Origin of the sequence: Chromobacterium vaccinii, assembly GCF_001855275.1 — a bacterium.
GTDB classification, from domain to species: domain Bacteria; phylum Pseudomonadota; class Gammaproteobacteria; order Burkholderiales; family Chromobacteriaceae; genus Chromobacterium; species Chromobacterium vaccinii.
Map to the genome: position 1 here is coordinate 3,948,378 of NZ_CP017707.1, position 18,598 is coordinate 3,966,975.

Annotated in this window: 17 protein-coding genes; 14 read left to right on the forward strand and 3 right to left on the reverse strand. The window is 64.3% G+C overall.

The window, feature by feature from the left end:
* Positions 1 to 109: 109 nt before the first annotated feature.
* A complete protein-coding gene (locus BKX93_RS18380; protein WP_046155359.1) occupies positions 110 to 1,090 on the reverse strand; it encodes a malate dehydrogenase in 981 nt (326 codons plus the stop codon).
* A gap of 198 nt (positions 1,091 to 1,288) precedes the next feature.
* Here BKX93_RS18380 and BKX93_RS18385 point away from each other — a divergent pair, with 198 nt between their 5' ends.
* The 13 genes from BKX93_RS18385 to sucD all read left to right on the forward strand — a co-directional run bounded on the left by BKX93_RS18385 (position 1,289) and on the right by sucD (position 15,233).
* On the forward strand, positions 1,289 to 2,023 hold the full coding sequence (locus BKX93_RS18385; RefSeq protein ID WP_046155358.1) for a GntR family transcriptional regulator: 735 nt from the start codon (positions 1,289 to 1,291) through the stop codon (positions 2,021 to 2,023).
* Between the two features lie 217 nt (positions 2,024 to 2,240).
* Entirely contained in the window at positions 2,241 to 2,618 is a 378-nt protein-coding gene (gene sdhC, locus BKX93_RS18390; RefSeq protein WP_070980809.1) for a succinate dehydrogenase, cytochrome b556 subunit, read from the forward strand.
* On the forward strand, positions 2,612 to 2,956 hold the full coding sequence (gene sdhD, locus BKX93_RS18395) for a succinate dehydrogenase, hydrophobic membrane anchor protein (RefSeq protein ID WP_046155357.1): 345 nt from the start codon (positions 2,612 to 2,614) through the stop codon (positions 2,954 to 2,956). Before sdhC ends, sdhD begins: the two co-directional genes overlap by 7 nt.
* Complete coding sequence (sdhA, locus tag BKX93_RS18400) at positions 2,956 to 4,731, forward strand: succinate dehydrogenase flavoprotein subunit (RefSeq protein WP_046155356.1); 1,776 nt, start codon at positions 2,956 to 2,958, stop codon at positions 4,729 to 4,731. The genes sdhD and sdhA overlap by 1 nt, the downstream gene beginning before the upstream one ends.
* 13 nt (positions 4,732 to 4,744) lie before the next feature.
* The gene (locus tag BKX93_RS18405; RefSeq protein ID WP_021478551.1) at positions 4,745 to 5,455 is read left to right on the forward strand and encodes a succinate dehydrogenase iron-sulfur subunit; all 711 of its coding nucleotides are present in this window, start codon (positions 4,745 to 4,747) and stop codon (positions 5,453 to 5,455) included.
* Positions 5,452 to 5,700 carry an FAD assembly factor SdhE gene (locus BKX93_RS18410; RefSeq protein WP_021478550.1) on the forward strand — a complete coding sequence of 83 codons (249 nt, stop codon included), beginning with the start codon at positions 5,452 to 5,454 and terminating at the stop codon, positions 5,698 to 5,700. Before BKX93_RS18405 ends, BKX93_RS18410 begins: the two co-directional genes overlap by 4 nt.
* 34 nt (positions 5,701 to 5,734) lie before the next feature.
* On the forward strand, positions 5,735 to 7,042 hold the full coding sequence (gene gltA / locus BKX93_RS18415; protein ID WP_031296837.1) for a citrate synthase: 1,308 nt from the start codon (positions 5,735 to 5,737) through the stop codon (positions 7,040 to 7,042).
* A 135-nt stretch (positions 7,043 to 7,177) separates the two neighbouring features.
* Positions 7,178 to 10,006 (forward strand): 2-oxoglutarate dehydrogenase E1 component, encoded by a 2,829-nt coding sequence (locus tag BKX93_RS18420; RefSeq protein WP_070980814.1) that lies wholly within the window; start codon positions 7,178 to 7,180, stop codon positions 10,004 to 10,006.
* 52 nt (positions 10,007 to 10,058) lie between these two features.
* Positions 10,059 to 11,294 (forward strand): 2-oxoglutarate dehydrogenase complex dihydrolipoyllysine-residue succinyltransferase, encoded by a 1,236-nt coding sequence (gene odhB / locus BKX93_RS18425; RefSeq protein ID WP_046168404.1) that lies wholly within the window; start codon positions 10,059 to 10,061, stop codon positions 11,292 to 11,294.
* A gap of 56 nt (positions 11,295 to 11,350) precedes the next feature.
* Positions 11,351 to 11,536 (forward strand): hypothetical protein, encoded by a 186-nt coding sequence (locus tag BKX93_RS18430; protein WP_021478971.1) that lies wholly within the window; start codon positions 11,351 to 11,353, stop codon positions 11,534 to 11,536.
* A 16-nt stretch (positions 11,537 to 11,552) separates the two neighbouring features.
* The gene (gene lpdA, locus BKX93_RS18435) at positions 11,553 to 12,986 is read left to right on the forward strand and encodes a dihydrolipoyl dehydrogenase (protein ID WP_046155352.1); all 1,434 of its coding nucleotides are present in this window, start codon (positions 11,553 to 11,555) and stop codon (positions 12,984 to 12,986) included.
* Between the two features lie 162 nt (positions 12,987 to 13,148).
* Positions 13,149 to 14,321: an ADP-forming succinate--CoA ligase subunit beta gene (sucC, locus tag BKX93_RS18440; RefSeq protein ID WP_021478969.1), complete on the forward strand. Its 1,173-nt coding sequence runs from the start codon at positions 13,149 to 13,151 to the stop codon at positions 14,319 to 14,321.
* A 27-nt stretch (positions 14,322 to 14,348) separates the two neighbouring features.
* Complete coding sequence (sucD, locus tag BKX93_RS18445; protein ID WP_070980816.1) at positions 14,349 to 15,233, forward strand: succinate--CoA ligase subunit alpha; 885 nt, start codon at positions 14,349 to 14,351, stop codon at positions 15,231 to 15,233.
* A gap of 100 nt (positions 15,234 to 15,333) precedes the next feature.
* Here sucD and BKX93_RS18450 read toward each other — a convergent pair whose 3' ends face one another.
* Entirely contained in the window at positions 15,334 to 15,975 is a 642-nt protein-coding gene (locus BKX93_RS18450) for a TetR/AcrR family transcriptional regulator (protein WP_070980818.1), read from the reverse strand.
* 45 nt (positions 15,976 to 16,020) lie between these two features.
* A complete protein-coding gene (locus tag BKX93_RS18455) occupies positions 16,021 to 17,526 on the reverse strand; it encodes an MFS transporter (RefSeq protein ID WP_070980822.1) in 1,506 nt (501 codons plus the stop codon).
* A gap of 86 nt (positions 17,527 to 17,612) precedes the next feature.
* Between BKX93_RS18455 and BKX93_RS18460 the strand changes: the two genes are divergently transcribed.
* A complete protein-coding gene (locus BKX93_RS18460) occupies positions 17,613 to 18,572 on the forward strand; it encodes a LysR family transcriptional regulator (protein WP_186009442.1) in 960 nt (319 codons plus the stop codon).
* Positions 18,573 to 18,598: the final 26 nt, after the last annotated feature.

Here is an 18,598-nt window from a genome sequence, read left to right on the forward strand (position 1 = left end):
TTCGCTCCAAATGGCAGTCTGTATTAGTAAATTCAAATGTATTTTCGCGGTTTGACCAAAGACAAAAAGCGCACCGTTTGGTGCGCTTCTCTTCGGTCAGGCCGGAAAATCAGCCAAACAGGTGAGCGATGGCTGCGCGCTCTTCTTCCAGCTCGGCCAGGGTCAGGTCCATCCGCTCGCGGCTGAACGCGTCGATCTCCAGGCCTTCTACACGTTTGTATTCGCCATTTTCGCATACAACCGGTACGCCGTACATCACGCCTTCCGGGATGCCGTAGGAGCCGTCGGACGGAATGCCCATGGTCACCCACTTGCCGTTGCTGCCCAGCACCCAGTCGTGGATGTGGTCGATGGCGGCGTTGGCGGCGGAGGCGGCGGAGGACAGGCCGCGCGCTTCGATGATGGCGGCGCCGCGCTTGCCCACGGTGGGCAGGAACACGTCGCGGTTCCACACGTCGTCGTTGATCAGGGTCTTGACCGATTGGCCATCGATGGTGGCGAAGCGGTAGTCGGCGTACATGGTCGGCGAGTGGTTGCCCCACACTGCCAGCTTCTCGATCGCGGCCACCGGCTTGCCGGTCTTGGCGGCGATTTGCGACAGCGCGCGATTGTGGTCAAGACGCAACATGGCGGTGAAGTTTTTCGGATCCAGATCCGGAGCCGACTTCATCGCGATCCAGGCGTTGGTGTTGGCCGGGTTGCCCACCACCAGCACCTTGACGTCGCGGGCGGCGTGGTCGTTCAGCGCCTTGCCCTGCACGGTGAAGATGGCGCCGTTGGCTTCCAGCAGGTCCTTGCGCTCCATGCCCTTGCTGCGCGGGCGGGCGCCGACCAGCAGGGCGACTTTCACATCCTTGAAGGCCACGTTCGGGTCGTCGGTGGCTACCATGCCGGCCAACAGCGGGAAGGCGCAGTCTTCCAGCTCCATCATCACGCCCTTCAGCGCGGTTTGAGCCTGCGGCAGGTCCAGCAGGTGAAGAATGACCGGTTGATCCTTGCCCAGCATTTCACCACTGGCAATGCGGAACAGCAGGCTGTAGCCGATCTGGCCGGCAGCGCCGGTAACGGCAACGCGAACGGGGGCTTTCATTGGCGGACTCTCCTTTGATGTATCCGATAATGAGCTGCAGATGATGCTCTGCAGTATAGATGTGGCCAGGAGTGTATCACGGCTGTTTATCGATTTGGGTTATCTGTCAAGAATATGTCGTTAAACAATCGTTTAAGTCTTGTGTCTTATATAAGACTTATCTTTACGCTGGAATTGTTTGGTGTTAAAACACAGACCATGACAGCCAATACGCTGAAAAGACAGCCGCTTTATGCGCAGGTCAAACAGCTGCTGATGCAGCGCATGAGTGGCGGCGAATGGCAGGCGCACGACGCGCTGCCCAGCGAATGGGAGCTGGCCGACGAGCTTGGCGCGAGCCAGGGCACGATAAGGAAGGCGCTGTCGGAGCTGGTGGATGCGGGCTTGCTGTACCGCCAGCAGGGCAGGGGCACTTATGCGGCACCGGTGCCGGGCGATTGGGGCGAGGCCTCGTTGCTGACGCCGGGCCTGTTTTTCGAGCGGCCGGACGAACTGGTCAGGGAATTTCTCGGCATGTCCCGGCTGAACGCCAGCGAGGACATCGCCGAGGCTTTGCAATTGCGGCGTCTTGCGCCTTTATTGAGAATTCGCCAGCTGTGGCGCTGGCATGGCGCGCCGGTGGCGCTGGACGACGCGCTGCTGCCGGCGGAAACGTTTGACGGAATGGACGCGCGCTGGCTGCGCAATTCGGCCGGCGTGTACGCCACGCTGCAGCAGCGCTTCGGCGTGCGGGTGAGGGTGATGTGCGAGCAGTTCCGCGCCGAGATGCTGCCGCGCGAGGAGGCGGGGCTTCTGGGCGTGACCGGCATGGTGGCCGACGTGCCGGCCCTGTGCCTGCTGCGGCTGTCGGCGGACATGGACGGCCGCCCGCTGGAGTGGCGGCAGCGCTACTGCCTGACGCACCAGCTGGCTTATACAGTGAAACACGGCTGAACGCCGCTGTCCTTGACGCAGATTAAGCGGAGAGCGGCCAGCGGGATAGACCAACTTTTGTTAGAATCCCCGGCGCATATTGCAAATGAATTACGCAATATGCCAGGTAAAGGCGGATACCGCTCCCAGTAAAAAGGACGGGTCCGCCAGGCGCTTCGCTCGCGGTGGGCGGGCGTCATGTAAACCACTTGGTCACAAAACATCCAAGGAAAGCCTTATGCAGAAGCAAAGACCGAAGCATCTGGACTTGGCCAGGATCAGACTGCCCGTTCCGGGTTTCGTCTCCATCCTGCACCGGGTCAGTGGTGTGGCGTTGTTCTTTTCCCTCCCGCTGTTGATCTATCTGCTGCACGGTTCGCTCAGCTCCGCCGAATCGTTCGACACCTACAAGGCGGTAGTCTCCCACCCGCTGATGAAGCTGGCCTTGCTGGGCCTGATCTGGGCCTACCTGCATCACTTCTGCGCAGGCATCCGTTTCCTGTTTCTCGACATTCACAAAGGTCTCGAACTCGAGACCGCCCGCGCCACCGCCAAGACCGTGCTGGTCGTCAGCCTGGTGCTGACCGTGGTCCTGGGAGGTATCGCTCTATGGTAAACCGTCACGTCGTCGGCGCCGGCTATGGCCTGCGCGATTGGATCATGCAGCGCGTCACCGCCGTGGTGATGGTGCTTTACACCGTGGCCCTGGCGTTGTTCATGCTGGCGCTGCCGTCCGGCTACGAAGGCTGGAAGTCTTTGTTCAGCCACGCCTGGGTCCAGCTGTTCACCCAGGTGACCTTGTTGGCGCTGTTCCTGCACGTATGGGTGGGCATCCGCGACGTATGGATGGACTACGTGAAGCCGGTGGGCATCCGCCTGGCGCTGCACGTGTTCACCATCGTCTGGCTGGTTTCCTGTTTCATCTATTCCGTTAAAGTGGTCTGGGGGCTGTAATGGGCGTAGCTGTTCGTCATTTTGATGCGGTAGTCGTGGGCGCCGGCGGCGCCGGCATGCGAGCCGCGCTGCAACTGTCGGAAGCTGGTCTGAAGACCGCCGTGCTGTCCAAGGTGTTCCCGACCCGTTCCCATACCGTAGCCGCCCAGGGCGGCGTGTCCGCCTCGCTCGGCAACTCCGAGCCGGACAACTGGCACTGGCACATGTACGACACCGTCAAGGGTTCGGACTGGCTGGGCGACCAGGACGCCATCGAATTCATGTGCCGCGAGGCGCCGAAGGTGGTGGTCGAGCTGGAACACTTCGGCATGCCGTTTGACCGCAACCCGGACGGCACCATCTACCAGCGTCCGTTCGGCGGCCACATGTCCGACTTCGGCGAAGGCAAGCCGGTCCGCCGCGCCTGCGCCGCCGCCGACCGCACCGGCCACGCGATGCTGCACGCGCTGTACCAGCGCAATGTGCGCGCCAACACCCACTTCTTCGTGGAGTGGATGGCGCTGGACCTGATCCGCGATGCCGAAGGCCGCGTGCAGGGCGTTGTCGCCATGGAAATGGAAACCTCGGAAATCGTGGTGTTCCAGGCCAAGGCCACCCTGTTCGCCACTGGCGGCGCCGGCCGCATCTTCGCCTCGTCCACCAATGCCTTCATCAATACCGGCGACGGCCTGGGCATGGCCGCCCGCGCCGGCATCCCGCTGGAAGACATGGAGTTCTGGCAGTTCCACCCGACCGGCGTGGCCGGCGCGGGCGTGCTGATCACCGAAGGCGTGCGCGGCGAAGGCGGCATTCTGCGCAACAGCTCCGGCGAGCGTTTCATGGAGCGCTACGCGCCGAACGCCAAGGACCTGGCCTCGCGCGACGTGGTGTCGCGCGCGATGGTGTCCGAGATCAACGAAGGCCGCGGCTGCGGCCCGAACAAGGATCACGTGCTGCTGGACATCACCCACCTCGACCCCGAGGTGATCATGTCCAAGCTGCCGGGCATCCGCGAGATCTCGATCAAGTTCGCCGGCGTGGACCCGATCAAGGCCCCGATCCCGGTGGTGCCGACCTGCCACTACCAGATGGGCGGCATCCCCACCAATTACCACGGCGAAGTGGTGATCGACGGCCAGCCGGTGCACGGCTTCTACGCCGCCGGCGAAGTGGCGTGCGCGTCGGTGCACGGCGCCAACCGCCTGGGCACCAACTCGCTGCTGGACCTGCTGGTCTTCGGCAAGAGCTCGGCCAACTCGATCATCGAGTTCGTCAAGCAGCAGCCGGAAGACCTGCCGCAGCTGGCGATGGCCGATGTCGAGCGCTCGGTCGCCCGCGTCGCCCGCCTGGATAACCAGACCAATGGCGTGCAGGTGCACGACGCCCGCGCCGAGATGCAGCGCGTGATGCAGGCCCACTGCGGCGTGTTCCGTTTCAAGGACATGCTGGCCGAGGGCGTGGAGAAGATACTGGAAGTGGCCGGCATGGTGGCCAAGACCGAGATCGGAGACAAGTCCAAGGTGTTCAACACCGCCCGCATCGAAGCGCTGGAGCTGGAGAACCTGATCGAGGTGGCCAAGGCCACCATGGTTTCGGCCAACGCCCGCACCGAAAGCCGCGGCGCCCACGTGCGCGACGACGCGCCGGACACGCCGGAAACGCCGAACGGCCGCGACGACACCAACTGGCTGAAGCACACGCTGTGGTTCCGCGAAGGCAACCGCCTGCAGTACAAGCCGGTGAACATGAAGCCGCTGACCGTGGACACGATCAAGTTGAAGGCCCGCTCCTACTAAGGGTTGAACAGAAATGACTACCGAAAACGTCAAATTCCGCATCTACCGCTACGACCCGGACAAGGATGCCAAGCCGTACATGCAGGACATCAGCGTGGACATGGACGCCACCGAGCACAAGCTGCTGGACGCGCTGGTCAAGCTGAAGACCAAGGACGACACGTTGTCCTTCCGCCGCTCCTGTCGCGAAGGCGTCTGCGGCTCGGACGCGATGAACATCAACGGCAAGAACGGTCTGGCCTGCCTGACCGACTTCCGCACGCTGAAGCAGCCGATCGAGCTGCGTCCGCTGCCGGGCCTGCCGGTGGTGCGCGACCTGATCGTGGACATGGCGCAGTTCTTCAAGCAGTACCACTCGATCAAGCCGTACGTGATCAACGACACGCCGCCGCCGGAGCGCGAGCGCCGCCAGTCGCCGGAAGACCGCAAGGAGCTGGACGGCTTGTACGAGTGCATCCTGTGCGCGTGCTGCTCCACGTCCTGCCCGTCGTTCTGGTGGAACCCGGACAAATTCGTCGGTCCGGCCGGCCTCTTGGCCGCCTACCGCTTCATCGCGGATACCCGCGACGAAGCCACCAACGAGCGTCTGGACAACCTGGAAGACCCGTACCGCCTGTTCCGCTGCCACAGCATCATGAACTGCGTCGACGTGTGTCCGAAGGGCCTGAACCCGACCCGCGCGATCGGCAAGATCAAAGACCTGATGGTCAAGCGTGCGGTATGACGGCTTACGATCCGATCGAACTGAAACGGATCCGCTGGCGGTCGCGGCGGGGCCTGCTGGAACTGGATCTGGTGCTGGAGAAATTCTTCGCCGGCCCGTTCGACCAACTGGCGCCCGCCCAGATCGACGCGTACCGGCAGCTGCTGGATCTGCCGGATACTGATTTTCTGGATGTCGTCAACGGCAAGGCCGATCTCGACGATCCGGAATTGATGGACATCGTGGCGATCCTGCGATCGCTGTGATGGCCTAGCCCCAAACCATTACAACAACGAAATAATGACTGGGAGTATTGCTGTGGAAACTAATCGCAAAGTCACGCTCAGCTACAACGAGGGTAAGGAAACCCTGGACCTGCCGGTCCTGGGGGGCTCGCTGGGTCCGGATGTCGTCGACATCCGCGCCTTTGGCAAAACCGGCATGTTCACGTTCGACCCGGGTTTCCTGGCCACGGCCAGCTGCGAATCCAAGATCACCTTCATCGATGGCGATCTGGGCCACCTGTACTACCGCGGCTACCCGATCGAGCAACTGGCCGAGAAGAGCGACTATCTGGAAGTGTGCTATCTGCTGCTGAACGGCGAACTGCCGACCGCGGCCCAGCGCAAGGATTTCGAACGCGGCGTCATGCGCCACAACATGCTGCATGACCAGCTGATGAGCCTGTTCAAGGGCTTCCGCCGCGACGCGCATCCGATGGCCGTGATGGTCGGCGTGGTGGGCGCGCTGTCCGCCTTCTACCACGACTCGCTGGACATCTCCAATCCGGAGCACCGCCGCATTTCCGCGCACCGCCTGGTGGCCAAGCTGCCGACCATCGCCGCGCAAGCTTACCGCTACAACAAGGGCCTGCCGTTCTCCTACCCGAAAAACGGCCTGACCTACGCGGAAAACTTCCTGCACATGATGTTCTCCACCCCGTGCGAAGAGTACAAGGTGAACCCGGTTCTGGCGCGCGCGCTGGACCGCATCTTCACCCTGCACGCCGACCACGAGCAGAACGCCTCCACTTCCACCGTGCGTCTGGCCGGCTCTTCCGGCGCCAACCCCTTCGCGTGTATCGCCGCTGGCATCGCCTGCCTGTGGGGCCCGTCCCACGGCGGCGCCAACGAAGCCGTGCTGAAGATGCTGGACGAGATCGGCTCGGTGGACAATGTCGCCGACTTCATGCAGGGCGTGAAGGACAAGCGCTACAAGCTGATGGGCTTCGGCCACCGCGTGTACAAGAACATGGACCCGCGCGCCGCCATCATGAAGCAGACCTGCGACGAGGTGCTGAACGAGCTGGGCCTGCACAACGATCCGAAGTTCAAGCTGTCGATGGAGCTGGAAAAGATCGCGCTGTCCGATCCGTACTTCATCGAGCGCAAGCTGTACCCGAACGTGGACTTCTACTCCGGCATCGTGCTGTCAGCGATCGGCATCCCGGTTTCCATGTTCACCCCGATCTTCGCGCTGGCCCGCACCGTGGGCTGGATCGCGCACTGGAACGAGATGATCGGCGATCCGGGCATGAAGATCGGCCGTCCGCGCCAGCTGTACACCGGCGCCGCGCGCCGCGACGTCGTGGAAGTCGCCAAGCGCTGATGTGAAAGACAGGGTTGGTTGAAGCGGGGGCTTCAGCCAGCCCTTTTTTACAGAGCGCTGGGGCAAGGACGCCTTGCCCAAGCGCTTTGAGTAATGCAGCAACGTCGTTAAGACAAGACAAAGGGTAGCCAGACCATGATGCAATCCATGTACAGCCATTCCTATCTGTTCGGTGGGAATGCCCCGTTCATCGAGGAGCTGTACGAACAGTACCTCGTTGACGCCAACTCGGTTCCGAACGAGTGGCGCGACTACTTCGACAAGCTGGCGCAGTCGCCGGGCGCCGCCGAGCGCGACGTGCCGCACTTGCCGATCCAGGAGTCGTTCATCCAGCTGGCGAAGAAGCCGGTGATCGGCCAGCGCGGCGCCGCCGCCACCGATTGGGCGGCGATGCAGAAGCAGGTGGGCGTGCTCAAGCTGATCTCCGCCTACCGCGTGCTGGGCGCGCGCCAGGCCAACCTGGACCCGCTGCGCCGGATGGACCAGGCCATCGTGCGCGAGCTGGACCCGGCTACCCACGGTCTGAACGACGCCGATATGGCGGTGCAGTTCAACGTCGGCTCGCTGGCCGGCCCGCAGAAGTTGCCGCTGTCCGACATCATCGCCCGTCTGAAGCAGACCTACTGCGGCAATATCGGCGTCGAATTCATGCACATCACCCAGTCCGACGAGAAGCACTGGGTGCAGAAACGCTTCGAGGAGGCGCTGTCCACTCCGCGCTACGACGCGGGCAAGAAGCAGCGCATCCTGAAGCAGATCACCGCCGCCGAAACGCTGGAACGCTACCTGCACACCAAGTACGTCGGCCAGAAGCGCTTCTCGCTGGAAGGCGGCGAGTCCGCCATCGCGGCGCTGGACCACCTGATCCAGAACGCCACCGAGCAGGGCGTGCAGGAATTGATCATCGGCATGGCCCACCGCGGCCGTCTGAACGTGCTGGTCAACACCCTGGGCAAGCTGCCGCGCGACCTGTTCGCCGAATTCGAAGGCAAGGCCGCTCAGCAGATGGCCTCCGGCGACGTGAAGTACCACATGGGCTTCTCGTCCGACATCCCGACCGCCAGCGGCCCGATGCACGTGTCGCTCGCGTTCAACCCGTCGCACCTGGAAATCGTCAACCCGGTGGTGGAAGGTTCGGTGCGCGCGCGCCAGGATCGCCGCAAGGACGCCGAGCGCAAGACCGCGGTTCCGGTGCTGATCCACGGCGACTCCGCCTTCGGCGGCCTGGGCGTCAACCAGGGCACCTTCAACCTGTCGCAGACCCGCGGCTACGGCACCGGCGGCACCATCCACATCGTCATCAACAACCAGGTGGGCTTCACCACTTCGGACACTCGCGACATCCGCTCGACGATGTACTGCACCGACGTGGCCAAGATGATCGAAGCGCCGATCCTGCACGTGAACGGCGATGATCCGGAAGCCGTCTGCTTCGTGATGCAGGCCGCGCTCGACTACCGCATGACCTTCAAGAAGGATGTGGTGATCGACCTGGTGTGCTACCGCAAGCTCGGCCACAACGAGGGCGACGATCCCTTCCTGACCCAGCCGATGATGTACAAGAAGATCGCCAAGCACCAGGGCGTGCGCGCGATGTACGCCGAGCGCCTGGTGCAGGAGGGCGTGCTGAAGGCCGAGGAGGCTGACGCGCAGATCCAGGCCTACCGCGACGCGCTGGACAAGGGCGAGCACGTCGAGCAGACCGCGCTGACCAACTACCGCCGCGAGCACGCGCTGGACTTCAGCCAGTACCTGGGCACCCACTGGGCGCACCCGACCGACACCTCGCTGCCGCAGGCCGACATCCAGCGTCTGACCGACAAGTTCACCACGCTGCCGGAAGGCTTCAAGCTGCACCCGACCGTGCAGAAAGTGCTGGCCGCGCGCAAGGCGATGGCCGCCGGCGAGCAGAACGTCGACTGGGGCATGGCCGAGACGCTGGCCTACGCGTCGCTGGTGACCAACGGTTTCGGCGTGCGCCTGTCGGGCGAGGACTCCGGCCGCGGCACCTTCTCCCATCGCCACTCGGTGCTGCACGACCAGAACCGCGAGAGCTGGGACCAGGGCAGCTATGTGCCGCTGCGCAATATGTCCGACAACCAGGCCGATTTCCTGGTGATCGACTCCATCCTGAACGAGGAAGCGGTGCTGGCCTACGAATACGGCTACGCCTGTTCCGCTCCGGACCAGCTGGTGATCTGGGAAGCCCAGTTCGGCGACTTCGCCAACGGCGCCCAGGTGGCCATCGACCAGTTCATCTCTTCCGGCGAGACCAAGTGGGGTCGTCTGTGCGGCCTGACCACCATCCTGCCGCACGGCTACGACGGCCAGGGCCCGGAGCACTCCTCCGCCCGCCTGGAGCGCTGGCTGCAGCTGTGCGCCGAGCACAATATGCAGGTGGTGATGCCGTCCGAAGCCGGCCAGATGTTCCACATGCTGCGCCGCCAGGTGCTGCGTCCGTACCGCAAGCCGCTGGTGATCTTCCTGTCCAAGCGCCTGCTGCGCTTCAAGGATTCGATGAGCCCGGTCGAAGACCTGACTTCCGGCAGCTTCCGCCCGGTGATCGGCGACGTGGTGGTCAAGGATCCGAAGAAGGTCAAGCGCGTGCTGCTGTGCGCCGGCCAGGTGTATTACGACCTCGCCGCGGCCCGCAAGGAGCGCAGCCTGGACGACGACATCGCCATCGTGCGCATCGAGCAGCTGTACCCGTTCCCGACCGAGCAGGTGGCCGCCGAGCTGGCGCGCTTCACCCAGGCCAAGGAAGTGATGTGGGTGCAGGAAGAGCCGCGCAACCAGGGCGCCTGGTACCAGATCCGCCACCGCCTGGAGGGTCTGCTGACCGCCAAGCAGCAGCTGTCGTTCGCCGGCCGTCCGTCGTCGGCTTCGCCGGCGGTCGGTTATATGAGCAAGCACGTCGCCCAACTGAAGGCCTTCGTCGAAGAAGCGATGTCGGTCGCCCGCTGAGCCAACGAGAAAGAAGGGGCGGCATCGCGGCCGCCCCGCCATGGAGAAGAACATGCTGATTGAAGTCAAAGTCCCGCAACTGCCCGAATCCGTATCCGAAGCCACGCTGATGAGCTGGCACAAGAAGGTTGGCGAGTTCGTCAAACGCGACGAAAACCTGATCGATCTGGAAACCGACAAGGTGGTGCTGGAACTGCCGGCGCCGCAAGCCGGCGTGGTGGTGGAAATCATCGAGCAGGATGGCGCCACCGTGACCTCCGGCCAGCTGATCGCCAAGATCGATACCGCCGCCAAGGCAGGCGACGCCGCTCCGGCCGCCGCCGCAGCCCCGGCGCCCGCCGCCGCCGCTCCGGTGCAGGCCGCTCCGGCCGCCGGCGCCGCCGCGATGCCGTCCGCAGCCAAGCTGGCCGCGGAAACCGGCGTGGACCTGTCCAAGGTGGCCGGCTCCGGCCGCGACGGCCGCGTGCTGAAGGAAGACGTGCAGGCCGCCAAGCAAGCCGCTCCAGCCCAGGCCGGCCCGGTGATCGGTTCCGGCGGCGCGCTGTCCACCACCCCGACCGCCGTCAACGTGGCCGGCATCCTGTCCGGCCGCGCCGAGCAGCGCGTGCCGATGTCCCGTCTGCGCCAGCGCGTGGCCGAGCGTCTGATCATGTCGCAGCAGACCAACGCCATCCTCACCACCTTCAATGAAGTGAACATGAAGCCGGTGATGGACCTGCGCGCCAAGTACAAGGACAAGTTCGAGAAAGAGCACGGCATCAAGCTGGGCTTCATGGGCTTCTTCGTCAAGGCCGTGGTCGCCGCGCTGAAGAAATACCCGATCGTCAACGCTTCGGTGGACGGCAACGACATCGTCTACCACGGCTACTTCGACATCGGCGTGGCCGTGGGCAGCCCGCGCGGCCTGGTGGTGCCGGTGATCCGCAACGCCGACCAGCTGTCGCTGGCCGACATCGAGAAGCAGATCGCCGAATTCGGCAAGCGCGCCCAGGAAGGCAAGCTGACCGTGGAAGAGCTGACCGGCGGCACTTACACCATCTCCAACGGCGGCACCTTCGGCTCGATGATGTCCACCCCGATCATCAACCCGCCGCAATCGGCGATCCTGGGCATGCACGCCACCAAGGAGCGCGCCGTGGTTGAGAACGGTCAAGTGGTGGTGCGTCCGATGATGTATCTTGCCCAATCCTACGACCACCGCATCATCGACGGTCGCGAAGCGGTGCTGAGCCTGGTGGCGATCAAGGACGCCATCGAGGATCCGGCGCGTCTGCTGCTCGACCTGTAATGAAGCACCGGGCCGGCGCAAGCCGGCCTGTTTGAATTTGCATGAACGGAGCCAGAATGAATCTGCCGGATTGGGTTTACGCGTTCGCCTCGGTATTGGCCGGGGTGGCCTTGTTGTTCCTCACCTGGAAGAAACGCCAGCAGGGGATGCGCGAGGACCGCTACGTGTTGTTCGGCAAGATCGTCATCGCGCTGTTCATGATCGCTTTCGGGGCCTTGCTGTTCAAAGTGGGCAAGGCCTGATCCCAAGGGAAAATCCATGAGCCAACAGTTTGATGTTGTAGTGATCGGCGGCGGTCCCGGCGGCTATGTTGCCGCCATCCGCGCGGCCCAGCTGGGCTTCAGCGCCGCTTGCGTCGACGCGTTCAAGAATCCGGAAGGCAAGCCGTCGCTGGGCGGCACCTGCCTGAACGTCGGCTGCATCCCGTCCAAGGCGTTGCTGCAGTCGTCGGAAAACTTCCACGCGGTGCAGCACGACTTCGCCAAGCACGGCATCAGCGTGTCCGGCGCCAAGATGGACGTCGGCCAGATGCTGTCCCGCAAGACCGACATCATCAACAAGAACGCCGCCGGCATCGGCTTCCTGTTCAAGAAGAACAAGGTCGCCAACATCCACGGCCTGGCCGCCTTCAAGGGCCGTCAGGGCGACAAGTGGCTGATCGAAGTCACTGACGGCGGCAAGGTGGTGGACACCCTGGAAGCCGGCCACGTGATCGTGGCCACCGGCTCCAGCCCGCGCGCGCTGCCGGGCCTGGCCACCGACAACCAGCTGGTGCTGGACAACGAGGGCGCGCTGGCGCTGAGCTCGGTGCCGAAGCGCCTGGGCGTGATCGGCGCCGGCGTGATCGGTCTGGAAATGGGTTCGGTGTGGAAGCGCCTGGGCTCTGAAGTCACCATCCTGGAGGCGATGCCGACCTTCCTGGCGGCCGCCGACCAGCAGATCGCCAAGGAAGCGTTCAAGACGCTGACCAAGGACACTGGCCTGGACATCAAGCTGGGCGTGAAGATCGGCGAAGTGAAAGCCGGCAAGAAGAGCGTCACCGTCAATTACGAGCTGAACGGCGAAGCGGTGAAGGCCGAGTTCGACAAGCTGATCGTATCGATCGGCCGCGTGCCGAACACCCAGGGCCTGGGCGCCGAGACCGTCGGCCTGCAGCTTGACGAGCGCGGCTTCGTCGCCGTGGACGACCATTGCCATACCAATCTGCCCAATGTCTGGGCGATCGGCGACGTGGTGCGCGGCCCGATGCTGGCGCACAAGGCGTCGGAAGAGGGCGTGGCCGTGGCCGAGCGCATCGCCGGCCAGAAACCGCACGTCGATTTCGGTGTGATCCCGTGGGTGATCTACACTTCTCCGGAGATTGCCTGGGTCGGCAAGACCGAAGAGCAGCTGAAGGCCGAGGGCGTGGAGTACAAGAAGGGCACGTCGGGCTTCGGCGCCAACGGCCGCGCGCTGGGCCTGGGCCAGGCGCAAGGCACGGTGAAGATCCTGGCCGACGCCAAGACCGACCGCATCCTGGGCCTGCACATGATCGGCCCGATGGTGTCCGAACTGGTCAGCGAAGGCGTGGTGTCGATGGAATTCAAGGCCGCCAGCGAAGACCTGGCGCGCATCGTCCACGCCCACCCGTCGTTGTCGGAAGTGATCCACGAAGCCGCCCTCGCCGCCGACAAGCGCGCGTTGCACGGTTGAGTGAACACGGGTCGTGTACAATGCGCACGACCCGACCGGTACAGGGCCGGAAAACGCGCGCCGGGGGGTGCGCGCCGGCTCCGCCAACAAGGTTTGGCAAGCGATCAAGGAATAGAGGCAGAGGCGCATGCCCGCCATCATTTCCCCGAAAGGAAACCATAGATGAACCTGCATGAATACCAAGCGAAAGAGCTGCTGAGCCGTTACGGCCTGCCGGTGCAACAAGGCATTCTGGCCAAGTCGCCGGAAGAAGCGGCTGCCGCTTACGACAAGCTGGGCGGCAAATTCGCCGTCGTCAAGGCCCAGGTGCACGCCGGCGGCCGCGGCAAGGCGGGCGGCGTGAAAGTGGTGAAGAGCCGCGAAGAAGCCGCGGAAGTCGCCAAGACCCTGATCGGCACCAACCTGGTGACCTATCAGACCGACGCCGCCGGCCAGCCGGTGAACTCGGTTCTTGTCTGCGAAGACATGTACCCGGTGCAGCGCGAACTGTACCTGGGCGCCGTGGTCGACCGCGGCAGCCAGCGCGTCGTGTTCATGGTTTCCACCGAAGGCGGCGTGGAAATCGAGAAGGTGGCTGAAGAGACCCCGGAAAAGATCATCAAGATCGAAGTGGACCCGCTGGTCGGCATGCAGCCGTTCCAGGCGCGCGACGCCGCTTTCGCGCTGGGCCTGTCCGGCGCGCAGATCGCCGCGTTCAGCAAGCTGATGCTGGGTTCCTACCAGGCCTTCGTCGAGAATGACTTCGCCCTGTTCGAAGTGAACCCGCTGGCGCTGCGCGAAAACGGCGAGCTGGCCTGCGTGGACGGCAAGATCAACCTGGACTCCAACGCCCTGTACCGCCACCCGGAACTGCTGGCCCAGCGCGACAAGAGCCAGGAGAACGAGCGTGAAGTGAAGGCTTCCGAGTTCGACCTGAACTACGTGGCCCTGGAAGGCAATATCGGCTGCATGGTGAACGGCGCCGGCCTGGCGATGGCCACCATGGACATCATCAAGCTGAAGGGCGGCCAGCCGGCCAACTTCCTGGATGTGGGCGGCGGCGCGACCAAAGAGCGCGTGATCGAAGCGTTCAAGCTGATCCTGGCCGATACCTCGGTGCAAGGCGTGCTGATCAACATCTTCGGCGGCATCGTCCGCTGCGACATGATCGCCGAAGCCATCATCGCCGCCGTAAAGGAAGTGAACGTGACCGTGCCGGTCGTGGTCCGTCTGGAAGGCAACAACGCCGAACTGGGCGCCAAGATCCTGGACGAATCCGGTCTGAAACTGACTTCCGCCCAGGGTCTGAACGACGCTGCCGAGAAGATCGTCGCCGCCGTCAAGGCCGTGGCCTGAGACCCGCACTGAGCTGAGGAATACAAAATGAGCGTATTGGTAAACAAAGACACCAAAGTGCTGGTGCAAGGCTTCACCGGCAAGAACGGCACCTTCCACGCCGAGCAGGCGCTGAAGGTCGGCACCAAGGTCGTGGGCGGCGTGACCCCGGGCAAGGGCGGCGCGGAGCATCTGGGCCTGCCGGTGTTCAACACCATGAAGGACGCCGTGCGTCAGACCCAGGCCGACGCCTCGGTGATCTACGTGCCCGCAGCCTTCGCCAAGGATTCCATCCTGGAAGCCATCGACAGCGGCGTGAAGCTGATCGTCTGCATCACCGAAGGCGTGCCGACCCTGGACATGCTGTACGTGAAGAAGGCCGTCGACGAAGCCGGCATCCGCCTGATCGGCCCGAACTGCCCCGGCATCATCACCCCGGGCGAGTGCAAGATCGGCATCATGCCGTGGCACATCCACAACCCGGGCCGCATCGGCATCGTGTCGCGTTCCGGCACGCTGACCTATGAAGCCGTGGCGCAAACCACCGCGCTGGGCCTGGGCCAGTCCACCTGCATCGGCATCGGCGGCGATCCGATCCCGGGCACCAGCCACATCGACGCCTTGCGCCTGTTCCAGGACGATCCGGACACCGACGCCATCGTGATGATCGGCGAAATCGGCGGTTCCGCCGAGGAAGAGGCCGCCGAGTTCGCCAAGTCCTATGTGACCAAGCCGGTAGTCGGCTACATCGCCGGCGTCACCGCGCCGAAGGGCAAGCGCATGGGCCACGCCGGCGCCATCATCTCCGGCGGCAAGGGCACGGCGGAAGAGAAGTTCAAGGCCTTCGAGAAGGCCGGCATCGCCTACACCCGCAGCCCGGCCGAAATCGGCAAGACCATGTTCGACCTGCTGAAGAGCAAGGGCATGATCTAAACCGTGACCGCCGGTCCGCTAGCCGGGCCGGCAGGCAGGAAACAAAACACCCCGTGATCTCTCGCGGGGTGTTTTTTTATCGCTGCCAGAGCGGCGGCGTTCAGGCGAAGCGCGCGCAGGCGCGTTCGAACGGCGACTGGAAGCGCGGGCTGACGTAGGGCGTCAGCAGATACATCAGGCTGCGGCAACCGTTCTGGATCAGCTTGTCCAGTTCCGCCGCGCTGGCGTTTTGCTTGATGGTGCTGATCCAGCCGGTCTGCACCATCTGGAAGTGCTGCACCAGGTGGGAGAGCTGCTGGTCGTCGACCAGGATCATGCCCTGTTCGCGCAGGCGGGTGAACAGCTGGCCCAGCTTGCCGTTGAGCTGGCCGCGCGACAGCTGCTGGTGCTCTTCCTCCAGTTGAGGATTGATGCAGAACAGGCTGGGCAGGCTCTTGGGCAGGAAGCGGAAGCTCCAGATGTGGCGCAGCGTCTTTTCCATCGCCATCACCATCGCCTCGATCGAGTTGCTGTGGCTGAGCGCCGACGACAGCTGCTCCGCCATGCCTTTCACGTAGCGATGGTACAGCTCGTTGATGATCTCTTCCTTGTTGCGGAAGTGATAGTAGAGCTTGCCGGTGCTGATGTTCATCCGCTCGGCGATGTGGTTGGTGGTGATGACGCGCTCGCCTTCCTGATTGAACAGTTGCAGGCTTGCTTCGACAATCTTGTTGAAGGTCTCCGATTGGCCGCTTTTGCGCATGATTTGATTCTTCCCGCTGGAACTGAGATGCCACGGAGCGCCGGCTCAGCCGGTCTTTCTGGCCGCGAGCAGGCAGGCCGCCAGCGCCAGGCCTATCCAACTTTCCAGGCGAAAGAAGTCCAGGCAGGAAACCAGCGTGGCTTGCCGGGCGAGTTCGCCGGCCAGCACCCCGAGGCGTTGAGTATCGCTCAAATCGGGCATGAATTGTCGTAATTGATGCAATGAGTCGAGAAACTGTGGCGAATTCCAGGAAAAACGCTCGGACAAACGACTGTAATGCAGCGCGTTGCGCGCCTGCATGAACACGCTGGCCAAGGCGACGCCGGCCGAGATCGATACCTGGCGCACGATGTTTTTGGTCTGGTAGGCGCGGCCGAACGCCGCCGGGGCGATATCGCGAAAGGCGCTTTGCGCCACAGCCATGATGAACAGAGACATGAAGCCGCCATTGAGCAGCAGGATGGAGGCGATCCGGCCCAGCGTCGCCTCGCCGTTCAGGCCGCTCATCAACCAGCCGTAGCCGGCCAGCAGCAGGCAGCCATAGGCCATGGTCTCCGTCGGGCCGGGCGCCTTGCCCTTCAGCAGCAGCTTGGCGTACAGCAGCGCGAAGGCGATGCCGGCCAGATAGCTGACCGACAGCAGCATGCCGCTGGTGGGCAGGTCGAAGCCCAGCGCCTGTACCGACAGCATCGGCAGGATGTAGCTGTTGGCCGATACCAGCAGGTAGCAGCAGCTATAGCCGACAAGCCCCAGCCGGTAGCCGGGGCGGCGCAGCGGCCGCCAGCGGCGGCGGTCGGATGCCTGGCGGCGGTGCGTCGCGCGAAATAGCAGGAAGGCGGCGACGGCCGCCGCGGCCAGGCCGGCCAGCCATCGGGGATGGGCGAACAGCTGGTAAGGCGTCTGCTGGATCAGCCATTGCAGCAGGAAGGCGGCGGCCAGCAGCAGCATGAAGGCCCAGGTTGGATAATGCGCGGGGCGATGCGCCGGCGGCCGCCGCGGCAATTGGCCGGCCGCCCACCAGGCGGGCGGCAGCAAGGGCAGGATGCCCCAGCACAGCGCGCGCCAGCCATAGGCCTGCAGCAAGACGCCGCCCAGCAGCGGCCCCAGCGCGCTGCCCAAGAGCAACGCCTGGCCGAAGGCGACCAGGCCCGCCCCCCGCTTGGCGGGCGGCAGTTGCGCCACTTCGAGACGGGCTGCGGTGAAGAAGGCGGCCCCGCCCAGGCCCTGCACCGCGCGGCCGGAGATGAAGCCGGCCGGCGACGAGGCGCTGCCCGCGAGCAGCGCGCCCAGCGCGAACAGCAGGATGGAGCCTTGCAGGTGGCGGCGTGAGCCGAAGCGCTCGACGCACCATTGATGGTTGAACAGCGCCACCACCGCGCACAGCGCGTAGGCCATCGCCGCCTGGCTGAACTCTTCCGGTCCTGCGCCGACGCCGCCCATCACCTGCGACGAGGCGAAATTGAGCAGGCCGCTCTGCAGGAATTCCAGCCAGGCGATCAGCGCGATCGCCGCCAGCCGGCTCCAGTGGGGTTGATGGGAAAAAGCGTGCATGCGCGGCATCCGAGGGTGGGGATGCCGCCAGTGTAGAAAGCGCTTATGATTTAATAAAATCGATGTTTTTCATTGGATATATTACTGTGAGTGATATTGACACACAGAAGCTGCGGCGGCTGGATTTGAACAGCCTGGTGGCCTTGCACGCGCTGCTCAGCACGCGCAGCGTCAGCCGCAGCGCCGACTTGCTGTGCCTGGGCCAGCCGGCGGTCAGCCATATCCTGAAAAAGCTGCGCGAGCAGTGCGGCGACCCCTTGCTGTGCCGCGACGGCCGCGGGCTGACGGCCACGCCTTACGCCGAGGCGCTGCTGCCGGCGCTGGAAGCGTGGCTGGCCGAGGCGCAGCGGCTGCTGGCGCCGCCGGCTTTCGACCCGATGGCGCTGGACGGCGTTTACCGGCTAGCGATGCCGGATTTGCTGGAAGCGGCCCTGCTGCCGGATTTGATCGCCGCCTTGCAGCAGCAGGCGCCCGGCCTGCGGCTGGAGGTGGCGGCGATGGCTGCCGGCGAGGCTGAGGCGGCGCTGGAGGCGCGGCGGATAGACGGCGCCATCGGCCATTTTCCGGCGCGCGCCGCGCGGCTGTCCCGGCAAGCGCTGTTCCGCAACCGCTTCGTCTGCGCGCACCACGCCGGGCGGCTGGCGCTGCCGGCGGCGCTGGACGCGGCCGCGTTGGCGCAGCCGCCGCACCTGTACACATCCTATATCGGCAACAGCGCCAGCCTGGTCGACGACTATCTGGCCGCGCAGGGCCTGACGCGGCGGGTGATCGCCTCCACTGCCAGCCTGCTGGCGATTCCCTTGCTGTTGGAGCGCCTGCCGGCGGTGGCGGTGCTGCCGGAGTTGATCGGCCGGGTGTTGAGAACGGAGGCGGGCGGGCTGATGCTGCGGCCGGTGGCCGACACGATGCTGGAGATCGCCGTCGAGCATGCCTGGCATCCGCGCTGCGACGCCGACCCGTTGCGGCAATTCATCCACGCGCTGTTGCTGCGGCTGACGGCTGCATGGCGCGGCGGGCAGGAAGAGGCAGGATTAAGCGCTGTTTGATTTAAATTTGCTGTAAGTATTTAAAT

Bases quoted from the DNA above. Each gene is read 5' to 3' on its own strand.
- lpdA (WP_046155352.1), top strand. From the start codon at position 11,553: ATGAGCCAACAGTTTGATGTTGTAGTGATCGGCGGCGGTCCCGGCGGC.
- sdhC (WP_070980809.1), top strand. From the start codon at position 2,241: ATGCAGAAGCAAAGACCGAAGCATCTGGACTTGGCCAGGATCAGACTG.
- sucD (WP_070980816.1), top strand. From the start codon at position 14,349: ATGAGCGTATTGGTAAACAAAGACACCAAAGTGCTGGTGCAAGGCTTC.
- BKX93_RS18430 (WP_021478971.1), top strand. From the start codon at position 11,351: ATGAATCTGCCGGATTGGGTTTACGCGTTCGCCTCGGTATTGGCCGGG.
- BKX93_RS18380 (WP_046155359.1), bottom strand. From the start codon at position 1,090: ATGAAAGCCCCCGTTCGCGTTGCCGTTACCGGCGCTGCCGGCCAGATC.
- odhB (WP_046168404.1), top strand. From the start codon at position 10,059: ATGCTGATTGAAGTCAAAGTCCCGCAACTGCCCGAATCCGTATCCGAA.
- BKX93_RS18405 (WP_021478551.1), top strand. From the start codon at position 4,745: ATGACTACCGAAAACGTCAAATTCCGCATCTACCGCTACGACCCGGAC.
- sucC (WP_021478969.1), top strand. From the start codon at position 13,149: ATGAACCTGCATGAATACCAAGCGAAAGAGCTGCTGAGCCGTTACGGC.
- BKX93_RS18450 (WP_070980818.1), bottom strand. From the start codon at position 15,975: ATGCGCAAAAGCGGCCAATCGGAGACCTTCAACAAGATTGTCGAAGCA.
- sdhD (WP_046155357.1), top strand. From the start codon at position 2,612: ATGGTAAACCGTCACGTCGTCGGCGCCGGCTATGGCCTGCGCGATTGG.
- BKX93_RS18420 (WP_070980814.1), top strand. From the start codon at position 7,178: ATGATGCAATCCATGTACAGCCATTCCTATCTGTTCGGTGGGAATGCC.
- BKX93_RS18385 (WP_046155358.1), top strand. From the start codon at position 1,289: ATGACAGCCAATACGCTGAAAAGACAGCCGCTTTATGCGCAGGTCAAA.
- gltA (WP_031296837.1), top strand. From the start codon at position 5,735: ATGACTGGGAGTATTGCTGTGGAAACTAATCGCAAAGTCACGCTCAGC.
- BKX93_RS18455 (WP_070980822.1), bottom strand. From the start codon at position 17,526: ATGCACGCTTTTTCCCATCAACCCCACTGGAGCCGGCTGGCGGCGATC.
- BKX93_RS18410 (WP_021478550.1), top strand. From the start codon at position 5,452: ATGACGGCTTACGATCCGATCGAACTGAAACGGATCCGCTGGCGGTCG.
- sdhA (WP_046155356.1), top strand. From the start codon at position 2,956: ATGGGCGTAGCTGTTCGTCATTTTGATGCGGTAGTCGTGGGCGCCGGC.